Genomic DNA, 19777 nt, shown 5'->3' with positions numbered 1-19777 from the left:
AAAAAAATGCAGGTAATTAACTTAATTACCTGCATTTTTTTATAATAAGACAAGATTATTTGTCTTTAGTAAATTCGAAATTTTGTCCGCCTACACTTAGTTTGAATCCAGTTTTTAAGTCGTTAAACTGTACTGTTAAACCAGCTTGTTCGAAAGTAAATTTACCGTTTTCAAGATTGTCTAATGGGAGCGATTGTTGTCCGGTAGCGTTCATCATTAGGTTTTCTTCGTCTTGCGTAAAATTTACTTTTACAGGAATTTGGGTGCTTGAAAAATTACCCAAATAAGCATCTAAACCTGTACCTTTTTCTGTTGCGTTTTTAGCATTAGTCCAAATGTTATTTTCGGAATTTTCATCTGGAAAAACGTTGTTAGGGTCGATAGTGATACTTTCTAATTCTTCGGTAGAATTGTGTTTAAATGTCCAAGATTTATTACGTTGCCAAATTTCTACTGGTAATTTTATTATCGAAGTTGCTCCGCTTTTGGTTTTAACTTCTGCAATAACAGGCATTGGCATTTTTTGTAAATTTTCTATGGTAATTAAAACACCTTGTTTGGGGTCATTTTTAACATATTTTACTTTGGTAATTGCTTGGTCAAACTTCCAGTTATTGATAAACCAACTTCTCCAAAACCAGTTTAAATCTTCTCCCGACACATTTTCGATAGTTCTAAAAAAGTCATCTGGCGTAGGGTGTTTGAAAGCCCAACGGGCTACATAGGTTCTAAAAGCTTTATCAAATCTTTCTTTTCCTAAAATTTGTTCACGCAACATGGTTAGTCCTGAACCTGGTTTTGCGTATGCTAAAATGCCTAAGTTTACTTCTTTTAGGCCGTCTGGCGCAGTATAAACTGGTTCCATGTCAGGATTTGTAAGCATTCTTGAGGATTCATGCATATTCATTGCAGGTTGTTTGTATTCGCCTTTGTTGAAATCCTCAGCACTTAATGAGTTAATGAATGTGTTAAAGCCTTCATCCATCCAAGCAAATAAACGTTCGTTAGAACCTACAATCATAGGGAACCAAATGTGTCCGAATTCGTGATCTGTAACGCCCCATAAATCCTCTTTGGTATCTTTCCATCCACAAAAAACAATTCCCGGGTATTCCATTCCTCCTTCGTTTCCAGCTACATTTGTTGCTGCAGGATAAGGATATTCGTACCAGCGTTTAGAATAGTTTTCGATAGATGCTTTTGTGTATTCTGTAGAACGCCCCCAAGCATCATTTCCGTTACTTTCTACTGGGTATGCAGAAATTGCCAATGATTTTTTGCCACTTGGTAAGTTAATTTTTGCTGCATCTATAATGAATGCAGGTGAGGAAGCCCAAGACATATCACGGGCATTCTTGATTTTGAATTTCCAAGTCAAAGTTTGTTTTCCTACAGGACGAGAGTTAGTATTTGTAATTTCATTGGCAGAACGGATCATGACGGTTTTATCGCTCAGTTTTGCGGTAGCCCATCTTTTTTGCTGTTCTGTGGTATAAACTTCTGATGGATTTAGCAATTCTCCCGAGCAAACCACAATATGATTTGCTGGCGCTGTAATGGCTACCTCTAAATCTCCGTATTCTAAATAAAACTCACCTGCGCCTAAGTAAGGTAAAGTATTCCAGCCTTTTACATCGTCATACACGCACATTCTAGGATACCATTGTGCTACGGTGTATATTTTTCCGTTTGTTGTTTCTAGCACACCCATTCTGTCTGAACCGTAAAAAGGGGAAACGAATGAATAATCTATTTTAAGTTTTATACTTGCTCCATTTCCTTTTAGTTCTTGTGGTAAATCTACTTGCATTCTGGTATCTACAATGGTAAATTTTGCTTCGCTTTCGGTCGGTTTTCCGTTAGATGTCGTAATGATTTTGATCGATTTTATTTTGTAACCGCCATCAAAATCTTCTCCTTTTGCCCCGTTTCTACTTCCTTTAAGTGGAATAATAGCATTACCTCGTGACTCTTTTTTGAAAAGGTTTTGGTCTACTTGCATCCAAAGAAAATCTAATTTGTCTGGGCTATTGTTTGTGTAAGTTACTATTGCGGATCCTGAGATTTCGTTTTTAACTTCATTAAGTGATGCTGTTAGCGAATAATCTGCTCTGTTTTGCCAATATTTTGCACCTGGCTGACCGCTTGCCGAACGAGTTTCGGTAGCGTTTTTTGTATAAAAACCAGGAGCAAACGCATCATGGTAATTATAATTTGTAACTTGCTGAGCAGAGATTATATTGCTGCCTAAAAATATTGCGGTAACAAATAATCCTTTAATCATGTTTGATTTCATATTTTATTTTTTTGAGCGTTAAAAATAGAATATTTTTTTTCGTTTTAGTTACAAATAAATGTTAAAATAAAAGGCATCAATATATTTGACGCCTTTTATTTATATTTTCAAATAATGTCTTTAAATAGATTTATATATTCTATTTATAGGTATTACAACTCCTTTTTTTAGGATAACTCTTTTGTCTGTTACGCCCCAAATAGTAGTTTCTACCATTTTTTTAGACTTATTATCTTCAAAATAAATCTTAATTTTAGAGTGCTCTAGATTTCCTAAGGAAAGTGCTCTTTCTAAATCAGAATTTCTTTGGTTAATAGCTTCAATGTCATCTAAGACATCTATCTCTGGAAAGTGAAGATTTTCAATAGCTTCTTTTTCTATAACTTCATAATTTGTATTCATAATTTTATTGTTATTTTATTAATTTTTTTTTTGATACACTATAAAATTAATGATTTTAAAAATGATAAAGCAAAAAAAACCTATTTTTTTGCTATTATAACTATAATTTTATTCCTACAAATATGTATTTCTTGTGCTAAACCACTTTTTTTGGCTTTTTATTTATTGATGAGGTTTGTGTAATCGATATTTTAAATAAAAATAGTAGTAAATTAGAGAATAAATATTACATTTAGTATTTATATTTAATTTAAAATTTATCATGACTTCATTTTCATTTTTACCATTTACTAATTTAGAATCGGAAACATTGTTATTAAGGCAAATAACATCTAACGATATAAACGAAGTTTTTGAGCTTAGAAGGAATCCCGAAACTATGAAATATATTCCCCGACCATTAATTACTACAATAGATGAAGCGATGGGTCATGTAAAAATGATTCAAGACAAAATAGAAACTAACGAAGGGATAAATTGGGCAATTACCTTAAAAGGAAACCCGAAAATGATAGGTATTATAGGACATTACAGAATAAAATGGGAGCATTTTAGGTCTGAAATAGGGTATATGTTATTGCCAGAATATCACGGAAAAGGTATTGTTACTCAAGCCATACAGCTCATTGTTTCTTATGGGTTTGATGAGATGAAGATGCATTCGTTAGAAGCTATTATAGATCCTAAAAATACAGCTTCGGCAAAGGTTTTAGAAAAAAATAATTTTGTAAAAGAGGCCCATCTTTTGCAAAATGAATTTTATGATGGTAAGTTTTTAGACACGGTTATTTATTCTCTTCTAAAGAAAGAATAATTTTTTTATTAAAACTTAGGTAACGTTTTTACATACAATTCTTCTACTTTTTTTCTTGCCCAATCGGTTTTGCGCAAAAAAGTTAAACTAGATTTTATTGTTGGGTTTTCTCTAAAACATTTTATATTTATGAGTTCTCCCAAAGTATCAAAACCATAAAAACCAATTAGTTTTTCTAAAATTTGTTGCAATGTGATTCCGTGTAAAGGATCTTTAGATTTATTATTTTCCATTTTGCAAATATAAATCATTTCTAAGTTTTGCACTTCATATATTTGTTATTACATTTGCAATCCTATGCTAAAAACAGTTAACATACTAAATAAAAGAGCCAAATTCGAATACGAAATCATCGATCGATACACTGCTGGTATGGTTTTAACTGGTACCGAAATAAAATCGATACGGTTAGGGAAAGCTAATATTGCCGAAAGTTTTTGTGAGTTTCAAGGTGACGAGCTTTTTGTTATTAACTCTCATATCGAAGAATATCTTTTTGGTCATCAATACAATCACAAGCCAAAAAGCGAACGCAAACTCCTTTTAAACAAGAGAGAACTAAAGGGATTACTAAAAGATGTTCAGAATAAAGGACTTACAATTATTCCTTTGCGTTTATTTACAAACGAAAAAGGAATGGCCAAATTAGACATTGCTCTTTGTAAAGGAAAGAAAACTTTCGACAAGCGAGAAACTATAAAAGACCGAGATAATAAGCGTGATTTAGACCGAATTAAAAAAGAATTTTAAGTTTTTTTATTAATCAAGGCTCAATTTGTATTGAAGCAGGTAGTTGTAATACGAAAATACTATTGAGAAACTTACATGAAACTCAAAGTGAGAGCAGTGGCTTGCAGATACAGCAATCGATTTATGGCATAATAACTAAAAAGAGGACTATCGTAATTTGTAACGAGTTATGCTTTTCAACTGCGATTAATACAAATTTTTTAAGACTTACAAACAGAATTCTTGTAATCTTTCCTATCCTTATTTTGTTTTTTAAATACTTGTTATTAGTAACAGATAGTTAAAATAAATAAAAATGGTGTCTGCTATTAGACACCATTTTTATTTATTCATTGCTAAGATTATTTTTTATCAGATAAACCTGAAATTCTTAGATATGGTTCTATTTGCATATCATGGCCTATCATATCTTTAAATGCTTGATTAAGATCGACACTATTTCCTACAGATAAAATATATTTTCGGAAACGATCTCCGTTTTCTCTAGTCATTCCGCCATGCGATTGCATCCAATCATATACATTATAATCTAATGTTTTAGACCAAGTATAAGCATAATATCCTGCTGAATAACCGCCTCCCCAAATATGTGCAAAATAAGGGGTGTGGTATCTTGTAGGTACTTCATTTACTAATAAACCGTATTTTTGTAAGGCTTCGTTTTCGAACTGCAAAGCGGGTTTAAAATCAGCTTCATTTTCTACACTATGCCAAGCCATGTCTAAAGTCGCAGCAGCCAATAATTCGGTTACATCATATCCTTTATTAAAAGTTTCTGCTTTTTTAATTTTGTTTATTAATTCTTGTGGAATAGGTTGTTTGGTCTGATAATGAATGGCGTAATTTCTTAGAACAATAGGGTCTAATGCGGCATGTTCATTAATTTGAGATGGAAATTCTACATAATCTCTTGGTACTGCTGTTCCAGAAAGTGTAACATATTGCTGATTGGCAAACAAGCCGTGTAAAGTGTGTCCGAACTCATGAAACATAGTCGTTACATCATCAAAACTAATTAATGATGGATTACCATTTGCTGGTTTTGCAAAATTATAAACGTTTACAATTACTGGTTTTTGTTTTAAATAATGGGACTGACTCACAAAATTATTCATCCAAGCGCCTCCGTTTTTATTATCTCTGGTATAAAAATCTAAATAATAAATAGCAATCGATTTTGCGTCATTGTCAAAAACCTCATATACTTTCACATCTTGATGGTACACTGGCAAATCATGTCTTTCTTTAAATGTGATACCGTACATTTGTTTGGCTGCAAAAAACACGCCTTTTTCTAAAACAGAAGTCAATTCGAAATACGGTTTTATTTGACTTTCATCTAAATCATATTTTGCTTTGCGTACTTGCTCAGAATAAAAATTCCAATCCCAAGGTTCTAGTTTGAATCCGCCTTTTTGGGCATCGATTAAATTTTGAATTTCTTGTGCTTCTGCTTTTGCTTTTTCTACTGCTGGTGTTGCAATTTTTGCTAATAAATTCATGGCATTGGCTGGTATTTGAGCCATTTGGTCTTGCAATCTCCATTCTGCAAAACTTTTTTTGCCCATTAAATTTGCTTTTTGCAAACGCAATCTTGCCATTTTTTCTAGTACTTCACGAGTATCTCCGTCATCATTTTTTTGGGCACGAGACCAAGATGCTTTAAATATTTTTTCTCTTGTAGCTCTATTTTTAAGGCTTTGCAATAAGGGTTGTTGGGTTGTGTTTTGCAATCCTATTAGATATTTTCCGTCATGACCAGTTTCGGTTGCTTTGCTTTTTGCGGCAGCAATTTCATCGGTAGTTAAGCCGTCTAAATCTGAAGGGTTATCAAACAAAACAGCTCCGTTTTTTCGAGCTATTAATAATTTGTTTGTAAAGAGTGTTCCTAAAGTTGCTAAATCTTCATTTATTTTCTTCATTTTCTCTTTATCAGCATCAGATAAGTTAGCACCTGCTAATTCGAATTGTTGCAAATAATATTGTGTGAGTTTTTTGTCTTCGTTTTTTAAAATATTTAAATTCAGTGATTTAATACGACTGTATAATTTGCTGTTTAAATAAATTTTATCATTATGTGCAGAGAAGATAGGCGCATATTCTGCTTCGATAGCTTGTAGGGTTGGGTTTGTGTTAGAGCCTGTTAGGTTGTAAAAAACACCTGTGGCCCTCCCTAAATCGACACCGCAAATTTCTAATGCCAAAACTGTATTTTGAAAAGTTGGTTTGGCAGGATTATTTGCAATAGTTGTAATTTCTTGGTCATGTATTTTTAGACCATAGTCGAAAGCGGGTTTAAAATGTTCGTCTTTAATAAGGTTAAAGGGTGGTACTTGGTACTGCAATGTACTTTTTTGCAAAAGCGGATTGGTCATTTTGATGGTTTTTTTTTGCGCTTGAAGCGATTGGTTTTGTAATGAAAAAATCAAGACAAAAAAGGTACTTGCCTTAATTATTTTTAAAAAAATTTGCATAATAATATCTTTTATTTGATGGTTATAAAAGTAATCTAAAAAAACAAATTAGAAAATAATGTTGTTAAAAATTAGAAATAATTACAATATAATTAACTTATTGGTTGTAATTTTATTTGTTTGAAACAGCATAGAACCATACGTTTTATTGTTTTTTTTTGCCGAGATGTTTTTAGTTATAGTCGCTTCATTTTGTAATAAAAAAGCATTTTTTTAAATCTCATTACGCTTATAATTATGTTTATATTTGCTTTCTAAAAAAAAAAACAAACTAATGAATTCTATTTTTGATCCTTCTAGTAATGTAATGATAGTTGCCCGAATTAATAAGTTAACCCCAACAAGCCAAGCTGTTTGGGGGAAAATGAGTATAGATCAGATGCTAAAGCATGCTAATGAGGCGATAATTGTTGCTTTTGGTGAAAATGAGGTTAAAGTAAATTTTGTTTTTAGATTTTTAGGAAGGATGATGAAAAATAAAGTTTTTAATTCTGAGTTTAAAAAGAATAGCCCAACGGCTAAGGAATTTATTTTTGCTGATAAATACGACTTTGATGCTTCTAGAAATGAATTAATTAGGAATTTTAGTCGTTTTGCGCAAGGACATCAGTCGATAAAAATTACAGATCATCCGTTTTGGGGAAAAATGACTGATGATGATTGGAATAAATTGATGTGGAATCATGTAGATCATCATTTGCGTCAGTTTGGGGTTTAGCCCTGATAGTAGTGGAAATCCTTTTCTTTTTTTCTTTAAAAAAGAAAAGATTGTAACGGATAGCAGGAAATAGCTCCTAAAAAATCTTTACAACTTTGTATCTTTGTAACTTTGATACTCAAATTATGCGAATAGATATTATTACCATTTTACCAGAATTATTGCGAAGCCCTTTTGAAGCTTCGATTATGAAACGCGCTATAGACAAAGGTTTGGTCGAAGTTTATTTTCATAATTTACGGGATTATACGACAAACAAACAAAAATCTGTTGATGACTATCCGTTTGGTGGTGGGGCAGGTATGGTGATGAATGTGCAACCTATTGATGATTGTATTACTCATTTGAAATCTGAAAGGACTTACGATGAGGTGATTTATATGACGCCAGATGGCGAAACTTTAAATCAAAAAATGACTAATTCGATGTCATTATTAGGTAATATTATTATTTTATGTGGTCATTATAAAGGTGTAGATCAGCGTGTGAGAGATCATTTTATTACTCGAGAAATTTCTATAGGTGATTATGTGTTGTCTGGTGGCGAATTGGGTGCTTTGGTTTTATGTGATGCTTTAATACGATTAATACCTGGTGTTTTAAGCGATGAAACTTCGGCATTAACAGATAGTTTTCAGGATAATTTGTTGTCGGGTCCTATATATACTCGCCCTGCAGATTATAAAGGGTGGAAAGTTCCTGAGGTTCTTACTAGCGGGCATTTTGCTAAAATTGACAAATGGCGTGAAGATATGGCTTACGAACATACTAAAAATAGAAGACCAGATTTATTAGATAATTAATAATTTACAATGAAACTTTACAGTTATAAAAATTATCAATTATTCATTGTAAATTATTAATAATTTCTTACTTTTGTGGGCTATTAGACCAACCTCTGGCGAGATCCGTGAATGTTGCTCTGATTTACAACCATAATTAAATAATTATCATGGCAGATTTAATGAAATTCGTTCAAGACGAATTTGTAACAAGAAAAGATTTCCCTGTATTTGGAGCTGGAGACACAATCACAGTTTTCTACGAAATTAAAGAGGGTGAAAAAACAAGAACTCAGTTTTTTAAAGGAGTTGTTATTCAAAGAAGAGGTTCAGGTAATACTGAAACTTTTACAATTCGTAAAATGTCAGGTGCAGTAGGAGTAGAGCGTATCTTTCCTGTAAACTTGCCAGCTTTACAGAAAATTGAAATCAACAAAAAAGGTGCAGTTCGTAGAGCTAGAATTTTCTACTTCAGAGAGCTTACTGGTAAAAAAGCAAAAATTAGAGATAAAAGAAGATAGTCAAATATTTTCTTATATTATAGAAGCTCCGAAGAAATTTGGGGCTTTTTTATTGCAAAATTATATAAGTTTATAGGCTGTTTGCTACTAGTATTAGTAATAATTTTGCACACAGATTTAAAAGGTTTTTTGAATAAAATTTGGATCCAAATTTTATTAATATGCAAAAAACTCTGGCAAATAATAAATTTAGCACCCTTACCAGACAGTTATTTAAGTTTGTATAGGGCAAACGGCTTAGATGAACTTATAGGGTTTATTAAATAGTTTGTATTTTAGTTTTTCAAAATTACGGATTCAATAATAACAAGTTACAAAATTAAGAAAATCATAAATCAATAGATATAGTTATTTAAAGTAATTATTTTAAAATTTGATTTCTTATATTTGCTATCATAATTTTTTTATACACAATAAACTAACACACATTATAATGGCAAAAATTAAAGTAGCCAATCCAGTTGTAGAACTAGATGGCGATGAAATGACAAGAATTATTTGGACATTTATTAAAGAGAAATTAATACTTCCATATCTTGAATTAGATATCAAATATTACGATTTAGGGATAGAAAGTCGTGAAGCTACGAAGGATCAAATTACAATAGATTCTGCAGAAGCAATTAAAAAATACAATGTAGGTATAAAATGCGCTACCATTACCCCAGATGAAGAACGTGTTAAGGAGTTTAACCTTTCTAAAATGTGGAAATCGCCAAACGGAACTATTCGTAATATTGTAGGCGGAACAGTTTTTCGTGAGCCTATTATCATGAGTAATGTTCCTCGTTATGTGCAAGGTTGGACAAAACCAATCGTAATAGGTCGTCATGCTTTTGGAGACCAATATAAAGCTACCGATACCGTTATAAAAGGAAAAGGAAAACTTACCATGACTTTTGTTCCAGAAAACGGAGGAGAAACTCAAAACTGGGAAGTATATAATTTTGAAGGAGACGGAGTTGCTATGTCTATGTACAATACTGATGAGAGTATTTACGGATTTGCACATTCATCATTTCAAATGGCATTAACAAAAAAATGGCCATTATACTTATCTACAAAAAACACAATCTTAAAAGCTTACGACGGACGTTTTAAAGATATTTTTGAAGAAGTATATCAAAGTGACTATAAATCTAAATTTGAAGCACTAAAAATTACTTACGAACACAGACTTATAGATGACATGGTAGCTTCGGCAATGAAGTGGAATGGTGGTTTTGTTTGGGCTTGCAAAAATTATGACGGCGATGTTCAATCAGACACCGTGGCACAAGGATTTGGTTCATTAGGATTAATGACTTCTGTGCTTGTAACTCCAGACGGAAAAACGGTTGAAGCAGAAGCAGCACACGGAACAGTGACTCGTCATTACCGTATGCACCAACAAGGAAAAGCAACTTCTACCAACCCAATTGCTTCTATCTTTGCTTGGACAAGAGGATTAGAGCATAGAGGGAAACTAGACAATAATCAAGCATTAATAGATTTTTGTTTAAAACTAGAGCAAGTTTGTATAGAAACTGTAGAAAGCGGAAAAATGACTAAAGATCTAGCTACATTAGTAAAACCTGAAGGACTAACCGATGCTGATTATTTAACTACCGAAGATTTCTTAGCCGCAATAAAAGAAAATTTAGATAAGAAATTAGCTTAATCCTTTAGTAAGGATTACAAAATATTTACTCAAAACGTTTCAATTTTAAAAATAAAGGGGTTTTCTTTTTAATAAAAGTTAGCCCCTTTTTTATATAGTGGCGGATTCAAGTTTTAGAGCCATCAATTTGATTAGCAATAATTTAATTCTTAGTTGAAATAAAAAAACTAAAAAATTTGTTTCGGAATACAAAAATAAATAAAGTGTTAGATCTAAATGTATTCGATCATGTATTATTTACGAAACAGAAAAGGTGACATAGGAATGCTAAAAAGAGGAAAAGACAAAACACTTTAAAGCAAACATTTTCTAAAATAAATTACTAAAACCAATAAATAGATTCCATAAGTAAATGCGTGAGCTATGATAACTCCTTCTATTTTAAATATACCAATAAAATAAACACTAGATATATAGAGAATTGTTAATGATAAAATTTCGGTAGCGATAAATGCTTTTGTCATTTTTTTTGCGAAAAATTGCAAACCCAAAATCCAAGAAGTTGCTTTTAAAAAATCACCAACCAATTGCCATATAAACAAATCACCAACTGGTTCAAAATCTTGGGTAAAGAGTATTCTTATCATAAGACTTCGGAATAAATAAATGATAAATAACCCGAGTGCAAATAAAGGAAGTACATTTTTATAATAACTCCAAAATATTAATTTTGTTTCTTCGGTTGTCTTTGCTAATATTAATTTAGGGTAATAATATATCGTAAGTAAAGTGTTTATGAAAAGTAAATAATAAGTAGAAATTCTTGTCATTGCTTCCCAAAAACCGGCTTCTTTTAGACCAACAATAGTTATAGCTTGATTCCGAATAGCTAAAAAAACTATGGGGCCAAGAATTCCGGAAACCAAAGTCATTAGGAAATAATGCAATAGTTCTTTTATGATTTTAAAATCAAATAAACTTAATTTTATAGCGTTTTTTATTGAAACCTCTTTATTAATGTAGTATAATGTGATGAAAAATAATAAAGAAGGAGTTATGATAATTGCTAACAAAGCCCCGAGAATAGACCACTTCCAAATAAATAATAGGGAAACAAAAAATCCTATAATATTTCCTGAAATATTAATATAAATAACTGTTTTAAATAGACCTAAACCGTTTATAATTGCCAATAAATATATAGAAGAAGCGTATAGTGGTAGTGCAATTGCCAAGACTTTAAACACATGAGAATAATCTAAATTATCGCCAAAAACAACTTGATTCCAATAATTTGAAAATATAAACAAAGCGCTACTTATAGCAAGAGTAACAGTAAGCAGGCTAAAAAATAAAGTAGAAAATATTTTTTTGAATTGAATGTTTTTTTTTCCATTTTCTGTAATATATTTGACAATTCCGTTCTGAAATCCTAAAGTCGAAATGCATTCTACGGTTGTTAAAAAATTACGTAAATTTCCTATCAAAGCCATTCCTGACGGACCAAGAAAGACAGCTAAAATTTTAGATGTAATTAGTCCTATTCCTATCTTAATTAATACACTAATACTATTTAAAGAACTGACTTTAAATAATTGTGAGGAAGTTATTTTTTTAAAAGAACTCAATTAGTATTGGTTTAAAATTTCGATAATAAAACTAACTTCATGATCTGTTATTACGGGGCTTATGGGTAAGCTTAAAACTTCATGGTGTATTTTTTCGGTGATCGGAAGCGATAGGTTGTTATAGTTTAATAAGGCCTTTTGTTTGTGTGGTGCCACTGGATAATGTATGAGGGTTTCAATTCCGTTTTCTAATAAATATTGTTGTAATTTATTGCGGTTTTCTGTTCTAATTACAAACAAATGAAAAACATGGTTGGTACTATTATCCCAAAAAGGTAAAGTGATTTTATTGTTTTTTATTTCTAAAAGATAGCGTTTTGCGACTGCTTTTCTTCTTTTATTATCAGAATCTAAATGAGGCAATTTCGCATTCAAAAATCCCGCTTGAAGTTCGTCTAGTCTAGAGTTTGCACCAATATAATCATTATAGTATTTAGTTTCTGAGCCATAATTTCGCAATGATTTTATGGTTTTAGCTAACTCGTGGTCATTTGTAGTTATTGCTCCTGCATCGCCCAAAGCTCCTAGGTTTTTGCCCGGGTAAAAACTAAAAGCAGCAGCGTTAGAAAGATTTCCTGCTTTTTTAAAGTTACCCTCTAATGACGCTCCATGTGCTTGTGCTGCATCTTCTATAACCAATAAATTATGCTGATTTGCAATTGCGTTTATAGCATTCATATCAGCTAATTGTCCGTAAAGATGTACGGCCAGAATCGCTTTGGTTTTCGATGTGATTTTCGATGTAATTAAATCTGGATTTATATTGTAGGTTTCTAATTTTGGTTCGACTAATACTGGAATTAAATCCGCTTGTAAAATAGCTAAAATACTAGCAATATAAGTATTTGCGGGTACAATAACTTGGTCTCCTTTTTGCAATTTTCCTAATATAATATGCGCTTTAAATAGGAGTACCAAGGCATCTAAACCATTGCCAACTCCTATGCAATATTTACTGTCACAATATTTAGCAAAATTTTCTTCGAAAGTTTTTACTTCATTGCCTAAAATATACCAACCAGAGTTCATCACAAATTGTAATTTTTCTTGAAAAGCTACCTCATAAGGTTTATTAATTTTATTTAAATCTAAAAATCGAATCATATCATTACATTATCTAATAAAATATAGTTGCTTGTTTTTGCTTCATAAAAATCCTGAACAATTGTGCTTGCGCCAAAACTTTCTTTCCAATACGACAATCCGTTATTTAATTTTTTTCCTAGGTTTTCGTTTGAAATACCAAAATCGAAATGTTTTTTATTCTTAAAAACAGTAGTAATTAAATAATGAAACAAAAAATCTAAACTTCCTAGTTCATTTTTGCGCTCGTTTGCCGAGATATATTGTGCGTGGGCTACTTGATTACTTTCAAAAATAGTTGTTCCTGCTACTATTTTGTTATCATAATATACATTAAACTGACGAATATTTTTTGGGAATTTAGCTTGTAAACTTTCTATTTCTGTCAAAGTGTGAATTGGTTTTGCACTGTGTCGTTGTTCTAAATTGGGTATTAATATTTCTTCCCAAAAAGAGGTAAAAAGATTAACTTCTTTTATAACTAAATCGTTCGAAAAACCTTTTTGAATTCCTCTTTTTCTAATTGTTGAATAATGGCTGTTGTTTGGCAAATTAATTACCGATAAGCTGTCTCGTCTGTGCAGTTTTGCATCAACTAAAAACAAAGCATACAAAAGTTCTTCGGCTGGTTTTGTATGGTAAATAGCTGGAATTGTTTTTATATTAACAGTATTTATATTGCTATTTTTAAGAAATCTTAAAACCGTCTGAAAAATCGTTAAAACCGTAGCTAATTTTAATTTATCAGAATATACTAACCCGCCATAAGTAAGCCCTTGATGAGAAAACACAGCGTCTTCTATTTTATTTGCTGGCAAAACAGCTACAAGTTTTTCTTTACAAAATACCATCAAGGAAAAATCATCAAATCGGTCTTTATGATATTCTATAAAATCACGATGAAACAAAAAAGTAGCATTTTTTGCTTCATTAATAAAAGTATTCCAAAGCGTATAATCTTTTGTTTGGTATGGTCTAACTGAGTAATCTATCACCTAATATGTTTAAATTTCGGCAAAATACACATTTTTTATAAATTTTTCTAATTTAGAAGCACCAAATTAGAAAAATACTATCTTTTTTTAATTTTTATACCAGAGAAAAACGTGTTGCAAATAAAGGGAATTAATAGGGTTGTTTTTTTCTCAAATTAATAACAATAGCTATCGTCTAAGTGTTTTTTAAATGGCTATTGTTACTTGGTTTTCTGCAATAATAATCAGGATTTGTTTACAATTGGTTTTAAACTCCATTTAAATTTTACAGCCATCAATCTAATAATTACAATTATTAATGAAGTCATTATATAAATTAGGTCATCTTCAAAATTTAATTTTTTTAAAACAAAGAAAAAGATTCCTCCAATAATACAAATGGTTGCATAAATCTCTTTTCTAAAAATTACAGGAATTTCGTTGCACAAAATATCACGTATAACCCCACCAAAACAAGCTGTCATTGTTCCAACAGCAACACAAATAACAGGGTGTAAGTGAATATTAATTCCTTTTTGAATGCCAATTAGAGTAAAAACCCCCAATCCGATGGTGTCAAATAAGAACAAGGACGTTCTTAGTTTGTCAAACCTATTTCTAAAAAGAAAGGCTAATAAAAAGGCTACGATAATAGCATAAACTCCTTTCAAATCCTTCATCCAACCCACGGGTGTATTGCCAATCATAACATCACGCAAGGTACCACCACCAAGCGCTGTTACAAAGGCTATAATAAAAACACCAAAAGGATCCATTTTTTTGTTCATCGCTGTAAGCGCACCAGACATAGCAAAAGCCATTGTTCCTATAATATCTAAAAGGTAAAACATGGTAAAGTTATAATTTTTTATAATTAAGTTGTGCAAAATTACATAAAATACGCTAAAACCTATTGCATTAAAAAACCTATTTTAAGTTGTTAAATATTTAAGACCATCGGTAAGTAAGACTAATAATGATTTTGCTGCAGATTTTTTTTGTAAATATAAATCTACATTTCATTAATATGTAAAAAACTGTGGCAAAAAAAAAATAACCTGCTTAGCCAACAGTTTATAAATATTTATTTTAAACTTAAAAAAACTTAGTAACTTAGCAACTCAAAAACTCAGAAACTTTTCCCTTGAAACAAATAACTTCCTCACAAAATCCGTACATAAAATCGTTAGTTCTATTACAAGAAAAATCGAAAGCCAGAAAACAATCAGGAACCTTCCTTATAGAAGGACAACGGGAAATAGAATTAGCGCAAAAAGGCGCGTTTGTAATAGAAACCATCTTGTTTTTACCCGATTTAATATCCCAAAAACAAATCACACAAATCACAAATCAAGCACACGATATAATCGAAATCTCGAAAGAAGTCTATCAAAAACTAGCCTATCGAGACACCACCGAAGGAATTTTAGCCGTAGCCAAAACAAAACCCTTCCTTTTAACAGATTTAAAATTATCCCAAACCCCATTAATACTCATTGCCGAAGCACCCGAAAAACCAGGAAACATAGGCGCATTACTTCGCACCACCGATGCTGCAAATCTCGATGCCGTAATTATTGCCAATCCAAAATCAGATCTATACAACCCAAACATCGTTCGCTCTAGCGTAGGATGCCTATTCACAACACAAATCGCAACCGGCACAACACAAGAAATCATAACCTACCTAAAAGAAAACAAAATTAATTTTTACTGCGCTACCTTACAAAACGCAACCCCCTATCACACTCAAGACTATACCCCACCAACCGCACTAGTTGTAGGCACAGAAGCCACAGGACTAACCCAAGAATGGCGCAACAACGCAACACAAAACATCATTATCCCCATGCAAGGCGAAATAGACAGCATGAATGTTTCAGTTGCAGCCGCTATTTTAATTTTTGAAGCCAAACGACAAAGAGGATTCTAAAAAAAAAGCCTGAGCAGTTCTCACTTTCAGCCTCTGTTGGGCGTTACCACAAGGGTCGGGCTATACACTTCAATCTTTTTTATCGGCAAAAAAGCCTCAAAAAAGGATTTCCGTTTCTATCCCTAACGCAAAATGTTGCACAGCACACAATTCAATTTCAAAAACAAAAAAAAACTTTCATAATTCATTTATTTAACCTAACTTTAGGAATCGAACAGCAATATTATGGTAGAAATAGATATCGAAAAGGAAAATAAAGCTATTGCTCAGGAGTACAAGGAGTTACTTAGAATAAGTTATCAAACCCTTACACCCGAAGACAAAAAACTAATCCGCAAAGCATTCGATGTTGCCGTCGAAGCCCACCAAGACCAACGCCGAAAATCTGGCGAAGCCTATATTTTTCATCCCATCGCTGTGGCAAAAATTGTAGCAGGCGAAATAGGTTTGGGCGCAACAGCCATTGCCGCAGCATTAATGCACGACGTGGTAGAAGACACTGATATTACCATCAAAGAAATTGAGCAAATGTTTAATCCCAAAGTAGCACAACTTGTAGAAGGATTAACTAAAATTTCTCAAGTAAAAAAAGACATGAACATTTCGATGCAAGCCGAAAACTTCCGAAAAATGTTACTCACACTAAACGATGATGTTCGTGTAATTATCATAAAACTCGCAGACCGATTGCATAATATGCAAACCATGGAATCTATGGTAGATCACAAACAAGTTAAAATTGCATCAGAAACCTTATACATATACGCACCCCTTGCCCACAGATTAGGATTATATAATATAAAAACAAAGCTCGAAGATTTAGGTTTAAAATATACAGAACCAGGAGTTTATAACGACATTGTAAGTAAAATAAAAGAAACTAAAGAAGAACAAGACGAGTATATTAGAAACATATCAGACATCTTAAAAGAATCCCTAGACAAAGAAGGAGTAGAGTATGTTATAAAAGGTCGGCCTAAATCTATTTACTCCATACGCCGCAAAATGGCCGCACAAAACGTAACTTTCGATGAGGTTTACGACAAATTTGCCCTACGCATCGTTTACAAATCAAATCCGAATGACGAAAAATTCTTAGCCTGGAAAATATATTCGATAGTAACAGACCATTATCGTCCCAGTCCGAGTCGTTTGCGAGATTGGATTTCGTCACCCAAATCTACGGGTTACGAAGCCTTGCACATTACCGTTATGGGGCCTTTAGGGCGGTGGGTAGAAATACAGGTTCGTAGCGAACGAATGAACGAAATTGCCGAAAAAGGCTACGCAGCCCATTACAAATACAAACAAGGCGCAACCGAAGAAAGCGGACTAGATGTTTGGTTAAATTTACTAAAAGAAGCACTCGAAAATTCCGAAACAAACGCAGTCGATTTTGTAGAAGACTTTAAAATGAATTTATATGCCAAAGAAATATATGTTTTTACGCCCAAAGGCGAAATAAAATCTTTGCCCAAAGGCGCCACATCGTTAGATTTTGCCTTTAGTATTCACTCCGAAATAGGAATTAGAACCAGAGGAACTAGAGTTAACGGAAAATTAGTTCAACTAAATCATGTATTAAAAAGTGGTGATCAAATTGAGATTATTACTTCTCAAAACCAAAAGCCTACTATAAACTGGCTCGATTATGTAACCACATCGAGAGCCAAAAATAAAATTAGAAATTTCCTTAATGAGGATATTAAGAAAATTGCCGAAGACGGAAAAGAAACCCTAGTTAGAAAACTAAAGCAATTAAAACTATCACTAACCGAAGCCACAGTAAACGAACTAGTAAATTATTTTAAACTAAAAACCAGTTTAGATTTGTTTTACAGAGTAGGAATTGGCGCAATAGACAACCAACAATTGCGTGATTTTGCCGCACAAAGAAGTAACGCATTTATGAACTTCTTTAAAAATAAAATAAAAAGAAGCCCATCTACCAATACCGATATAATTCACAAAAATGAGTTGTCTAGTAATTATGATATGCTCGTTTTTGGAGTAGAACAAGACAAATTAGATTATAAATTATCTGCTTGTTGCAATCCAATTCCTGGCGATTCAGTCTTTGGTTTTGTTACTATTAATGAAGGTATCAAAGTGCACAAACGTGACTGTCCAAACGCAATAAGTATGCAATCTAATTATGCTTACCGAATCATGCAAGCCAAATGGATAGATTCCTCACAACAAGAATTTAAAGCCATTCTCGAAATTACAGGTATGGATAGTATAGGTTTAACTAACGAAATTACCCGAGTAGTTTCAAACAATATGCACGTAAATATTCAGAGTATTTCCTTAAGCGGTGATGCAGGAATTTTCAAAGGAACGCTAACTGTTGTTGTTCCTAATAATACAATTCTTAAAAAACTAATAGATAATATCAGAAAGATTGATGGACTAGATAGGGTTGCTAGAGTATATAATAATTAACTCAAAAACTAAAAAATACAACTATAATAGAAATTATCTTAGTTTGTAATATTACAAAACACACACATCAATTTTTGATTTGAAATTTAAGAATCAGATTTTTATTAAACTAGATGTTAATAATTAGAGCGAGATTTTAAATTTATTAAAAAGAAGACAAATAAGATATTTAGTCTTGCAATCTAATTATTGCTCCAAACTTCTAAATATCTTTCAGCAATTTTTATATAATTATGCTCTTTTTCTACAAAAGCTTTAGCACGTTTGCTAATGGCAAGAATTTCTTTAGGATTTTCTATCAAGAAAGACAATTCATTTACTAAATAATTAATGTCAGGCTTTGCATTTATACAAACCCTTTCCTGAATATTATGATAATCGCTAAACTCCTTTTCGGCACCAGTAAAAACAACTTTTCCTTTTGCCATAGCCTCTAGTGCATTATAACCTTGGTCGTTTGCATAGGTTTGATCTAATAAAATATGGCAATTATTATATAGATTTATATAAGTACTGTAAGGAATATTTTGGGTTATAATTATGGCAACTTTCTCAGAATATTTTGCTTTAATTATGCTTAAAGCTTCTTCAAAATGATTCCCTCCTTTTTTGTAATAATTCTGATTGTTTAGACCTAAAAATATCATGATTTTATCTGTAATGGCTAAATTTATGTACTTTAAATGAGTACTATTTATTGGGTTTGGAATTAATCCTAAATATTTAGAATTCTTAAGTAATGGTAAATGGTAGTCAAAATCAGTAGCTATAACACCATTACAGTTTTCGTAAATATATTCGTGTAACTTTTTAAATGATTTTTTTCTAAATTTTAATGAATTAATAAAGTTTTTCTTAATACTTGATTGTTCGAAATACGGATTTAAAACTGATTTTCTATACGGATTTTTAAAATTATAATCCACATTAACATAATCATCACCACAAGAAAGTAGGAATAATTTTGTATTGTTTTTTACTAAAAATGCTATGATTTTAATTTCATGTTTTGGCTGGCACATAAAACTATTCTCGTTAATTAGTTGTACCACATCAAACCCAGAAAATCTAGAGGCATTATGTTTTACCTGATTGTATGTTGCGTAGGAAGAAATGTCAAAACCAGTTAGTACAAAAACCAGGTTTTTAATTTTACTTATAATTCCTTTATTATATTTGCGATAAATCTTAAAATCTACAGGGTAATCTTTAAAACCATCATTTAATCCATTTACGAATACTTGATGGCCAAGTTTTTCTAAGCCTTCTTTCAAGGTATTATGTAGCCTACTGTATTCTCCTACTAATAATATTTTCATATATTTGTTATATTCAACAAATATATTTACTATTTATA

17 protein-coding genes are annotated in these 19777 nt (G+C 31.8%); 8 read left to right on the top strand and 9 right to left on the bottom strand.

Annotated features, from left to right (window positions below; translation table 11 throughout):
• Positions 1-55: 55 nt before the first annotated feature.
• Together B0A57_RS04195 and B0A57_RS04190 are read right to left on the bottom strand one after the other, a co-directional pair.
• On the bottom strand, positions 56-2296 hold the full coding sequence (locus tag B0A57_RS04195; protein WP_011963992.1) for a M1 family metallopeptidase: 2241 nt from the start codon (positions 2294-2296) through the stop codon (positions 56-58).
• Positions 2297-2416: 120 nt separating this feature from the next.
• The gene (locus tag B0A57_RS04190; RefSeq protein WP_011963991.1) at positions 2417-2698 is read right to left on the bottom strand and encodes a hypothetical protein; all 282 of its coding nucleotides are present in this window, start codon (positions 2696-2698) and stop codon (positions 2417-2419) included.
• A gap of 262 nt (positions 2699-2960) precedes the next feature.
• Here B0A57_RS04190 and B0A57_RS04185 point away from each other — a divergent pair, with 262 nt between their 5' ends.
• The gene (locus tag B0A57_RS04185; RefSeq protein WP_011963990.1) at positions 2961-3512 is read left to right on the top strand and encodes a GNAT family N-acetyltransferase; all 552 of its coding nucleotides are present in this window, start codon (positions 2961-2963) and stop codon (positions 3510-3512) included.
• An 8-nt stretch (positions 3513-3520) separates the two neighbouring features.
• Here the strand turns inward: B0A57_RS04185 and B0A57_RS04180 are convergent, their stop codons facing one another.
• Positions 3521-3745 carry a VF530 family protein gene (locus tag B0A57_RS04180; RefSeq protein WP_034098675.1) on the bottom strand — a complete coding sequence of 75 codons (225 nt, stop codon included), beginning with the start codon at positions 3743-3745 and terminating at the stop codon, positions 3521-3523.
• Between the two features lie 64 nt (positions 3746-3809).
• Here B0A57_RS04180 and smpB point away from each other — a divergent pair, with 64 nt between their 5' ends.
• Complete coding sequence (gene smpB, locus B0A57_RS04175; RefSeq protein WP_011963988.1) at positions 3810-4262, top strand: SsrA-binding protein SmpB; 453 nt, start codon at positions 3810-3812, stop codon at positions 4260-4262.
• A gap of 341 nt (positions 4263-4603) precedes the next feature.
• Here the strand turns inward: smpB and B0A57_RS04170 are convergent, their stop codons facing one another.
• Complete coding sequence (locus B0A57_RS04170; protein ID WP_074460299.1) at positions 4604-6736, bottom strand: M3 family metallopeptidase; 2133 nt, start codon at positions 6734-6736, stop codon at positions 4604-4606.
• Between the two features lie 274 nt (positions 6737-7010).
• Here B0A57_RS04170 and B0A57_RS04165 point away from each other — a divergent pair, with 274 nt between their 5' ends.
• From B0A57_RS04165 to B0A57_RS04150, 4 genes are all read left to right on the top strand, one after another.
• The gene (locus B0A57_RS04165; RefSeq protein ID WP_038466778.1) at positions 7011-7454 is read left to right on the top strand and encodes a DUF1569 domain-containing protein; all 444 of its coding nucleotides are present in this window, start codon (positions 7011-7013) and stop codon (positions 7452-7454) included.
• Between the two features lie 125 nt (positions 7455-7579).
• Positions 7580-8257: a tRNA (guanosine(37)-N1)-methyltransferase TrmD gene (trmD, locus tag B0A57_RS04160; RefSeq protein ID WP_011963979.1), complete on the top strand. Its 678-nt coding sequence runs from the start codon at positions 7580-7582 to the stop codon at positions 8255-8257.
• A 149-nt stretch (positions 8258-8406) separates the two neighbouring features.
• Positions 8407-8757: a 50S ribosomal protein L19 gene (gene rplS / locus B0A57_RS04155; protein ID WP_011963978.1), complete on the top strand. Its 351-nt coding sequence runs from the start codon at positions 8407-8409 to the stop codon at positions 8755-8757.
• A 433-nt stretch (positions 8758-9190) separates the two neighbouring features.
• Positions 9191-10417 carry an isocitrate dehydrogenase (NADP(+)) gene (locus B0A57_RS04150; RefSeq protein WP_011963977.1) on the top strand — a complete coding sequence of 409 codons (1227 nt, stop codon included), beginning with the start codon at positions 9191-9193 and terminating at the stop codon, positions 10415-10417.
• Between the two features lie 293 nt (positions 10418-10710).
• Here the strand turns inward: B0A57_RS04150 and B0A57_RS04145 are convergent, their stop codons facing one another.
• The 4 genes from B0A57_RS04145 to B0A57_RS04130 all read right to left on the bottom strand — a co-directional run bounded on the left by B0A57_RS04145 (position 10711) and on the right by B0A57_RS04130 (position 14893).
• Entirely contained in the window at positions 10711-11985 is a 1275-nt protein-coding gene (locus B0A57_RS04145) for an O-antigen translocase (protein WP_034098667.1), read from the bottom strand.
• Positions 11986-13089 carry a DegT/DnrJ/EryC1/StrS family aminotransferase gene (locus B0A57_RS04140; RefSeq protein ID WP_034098664.1) on the bottom strand — a complete coding sequence of 368 codons (1104 nt, stop codon included), beginning with the start codon at positions 13087-13089 and terminating at the stop codon, positions 11986-11988.
• Positions 13086-14063, bottom strand: coding sequence for a GNAT family N-acetyltransferase (locus tag B0A57_RS04135; protein ID WP_034098662.1), 978 nt, complete (start codon positions 14061-14063; stop codon positions 13086-13088). The genes B0A57_RS04140 and B0A57_RS04135 overlap by 4 nt, the downstream gene beginning before the upstream one ends.
• Before the next feature lie 224 nt (positions 14064-14287).
• Positions 14288-14893: a trimeric intracellular cation channel family protein gene (locus tag B0A57_RS04130; protein WP_011963973.1), complete on the bottom strand. Its 606-nt coding sequence runs from the start codon at positions 14891-14893 to the stop codon at positions 14288-14290.
• Positions 14894-15186: 293 nt separating this feature from the next.
• Here B0A57_RS04130 and B0A57_RS04125 point away from each other — a divergent pair, with 293 nt between their 5' ends.
• On the top strand, positions 15187-15975 hold the full coding sequence (locus tag B0A57_RS04125) for a TrmH family RNA methyltransferase (protein WP_038466781.1): 789 nt from the start codon (positions 15187-15189) through the stop codon (positions 15973-15975).
• A gap of 225 nt (positions 15976-16200) precedes the next feature.
• The gene (locus B0A57_RS04120) at positions 16201-18420 is read left to right on the top strand and encodes a RelA/SpoT family protein (RefSeq protein ID WP_034098659.1); all 2220 of its coding nucleotides are present in this window, start codon (positions 16201-16203) and stop codon (positions 18418-18420) included.
• A gap of 182 nt (positions 18421-18602) precedes the next feature.
• Here B0A57_RS04120 and B0A57_RS04115 read toward each other — a convergent pair whose 3' ends face one another.
• Positions 18603-19739 carry a glycosyltransferase gene (locus B0A57_RS04115; protein WP_034098657.1) on the bottom strand — a complete coding sequence of 379 codons (1137 nt, stop codon included), beginning with the start codon at positions 19737-19739 and terminating at the stop codon, positions 18603-18605.
• Positions 19740-19777: the final 38 nt, after the last annotated feature.

This window comes from Flavobacterium psychrophilum DSM 3660 = ATCC 49418, assembly GCF_002217405.1.
Lineage (GTDB): Bacteria > Bacteroidota > Bacteroidia > Flavobacteriales > Flavobacteriaceae > Flavobacterium > Flavobacterium psychrophilum.
Note: the sequence above shows the minus strand (reverse complement) of the source record. Positions and strands in the feature narration are given on the sequence as shown.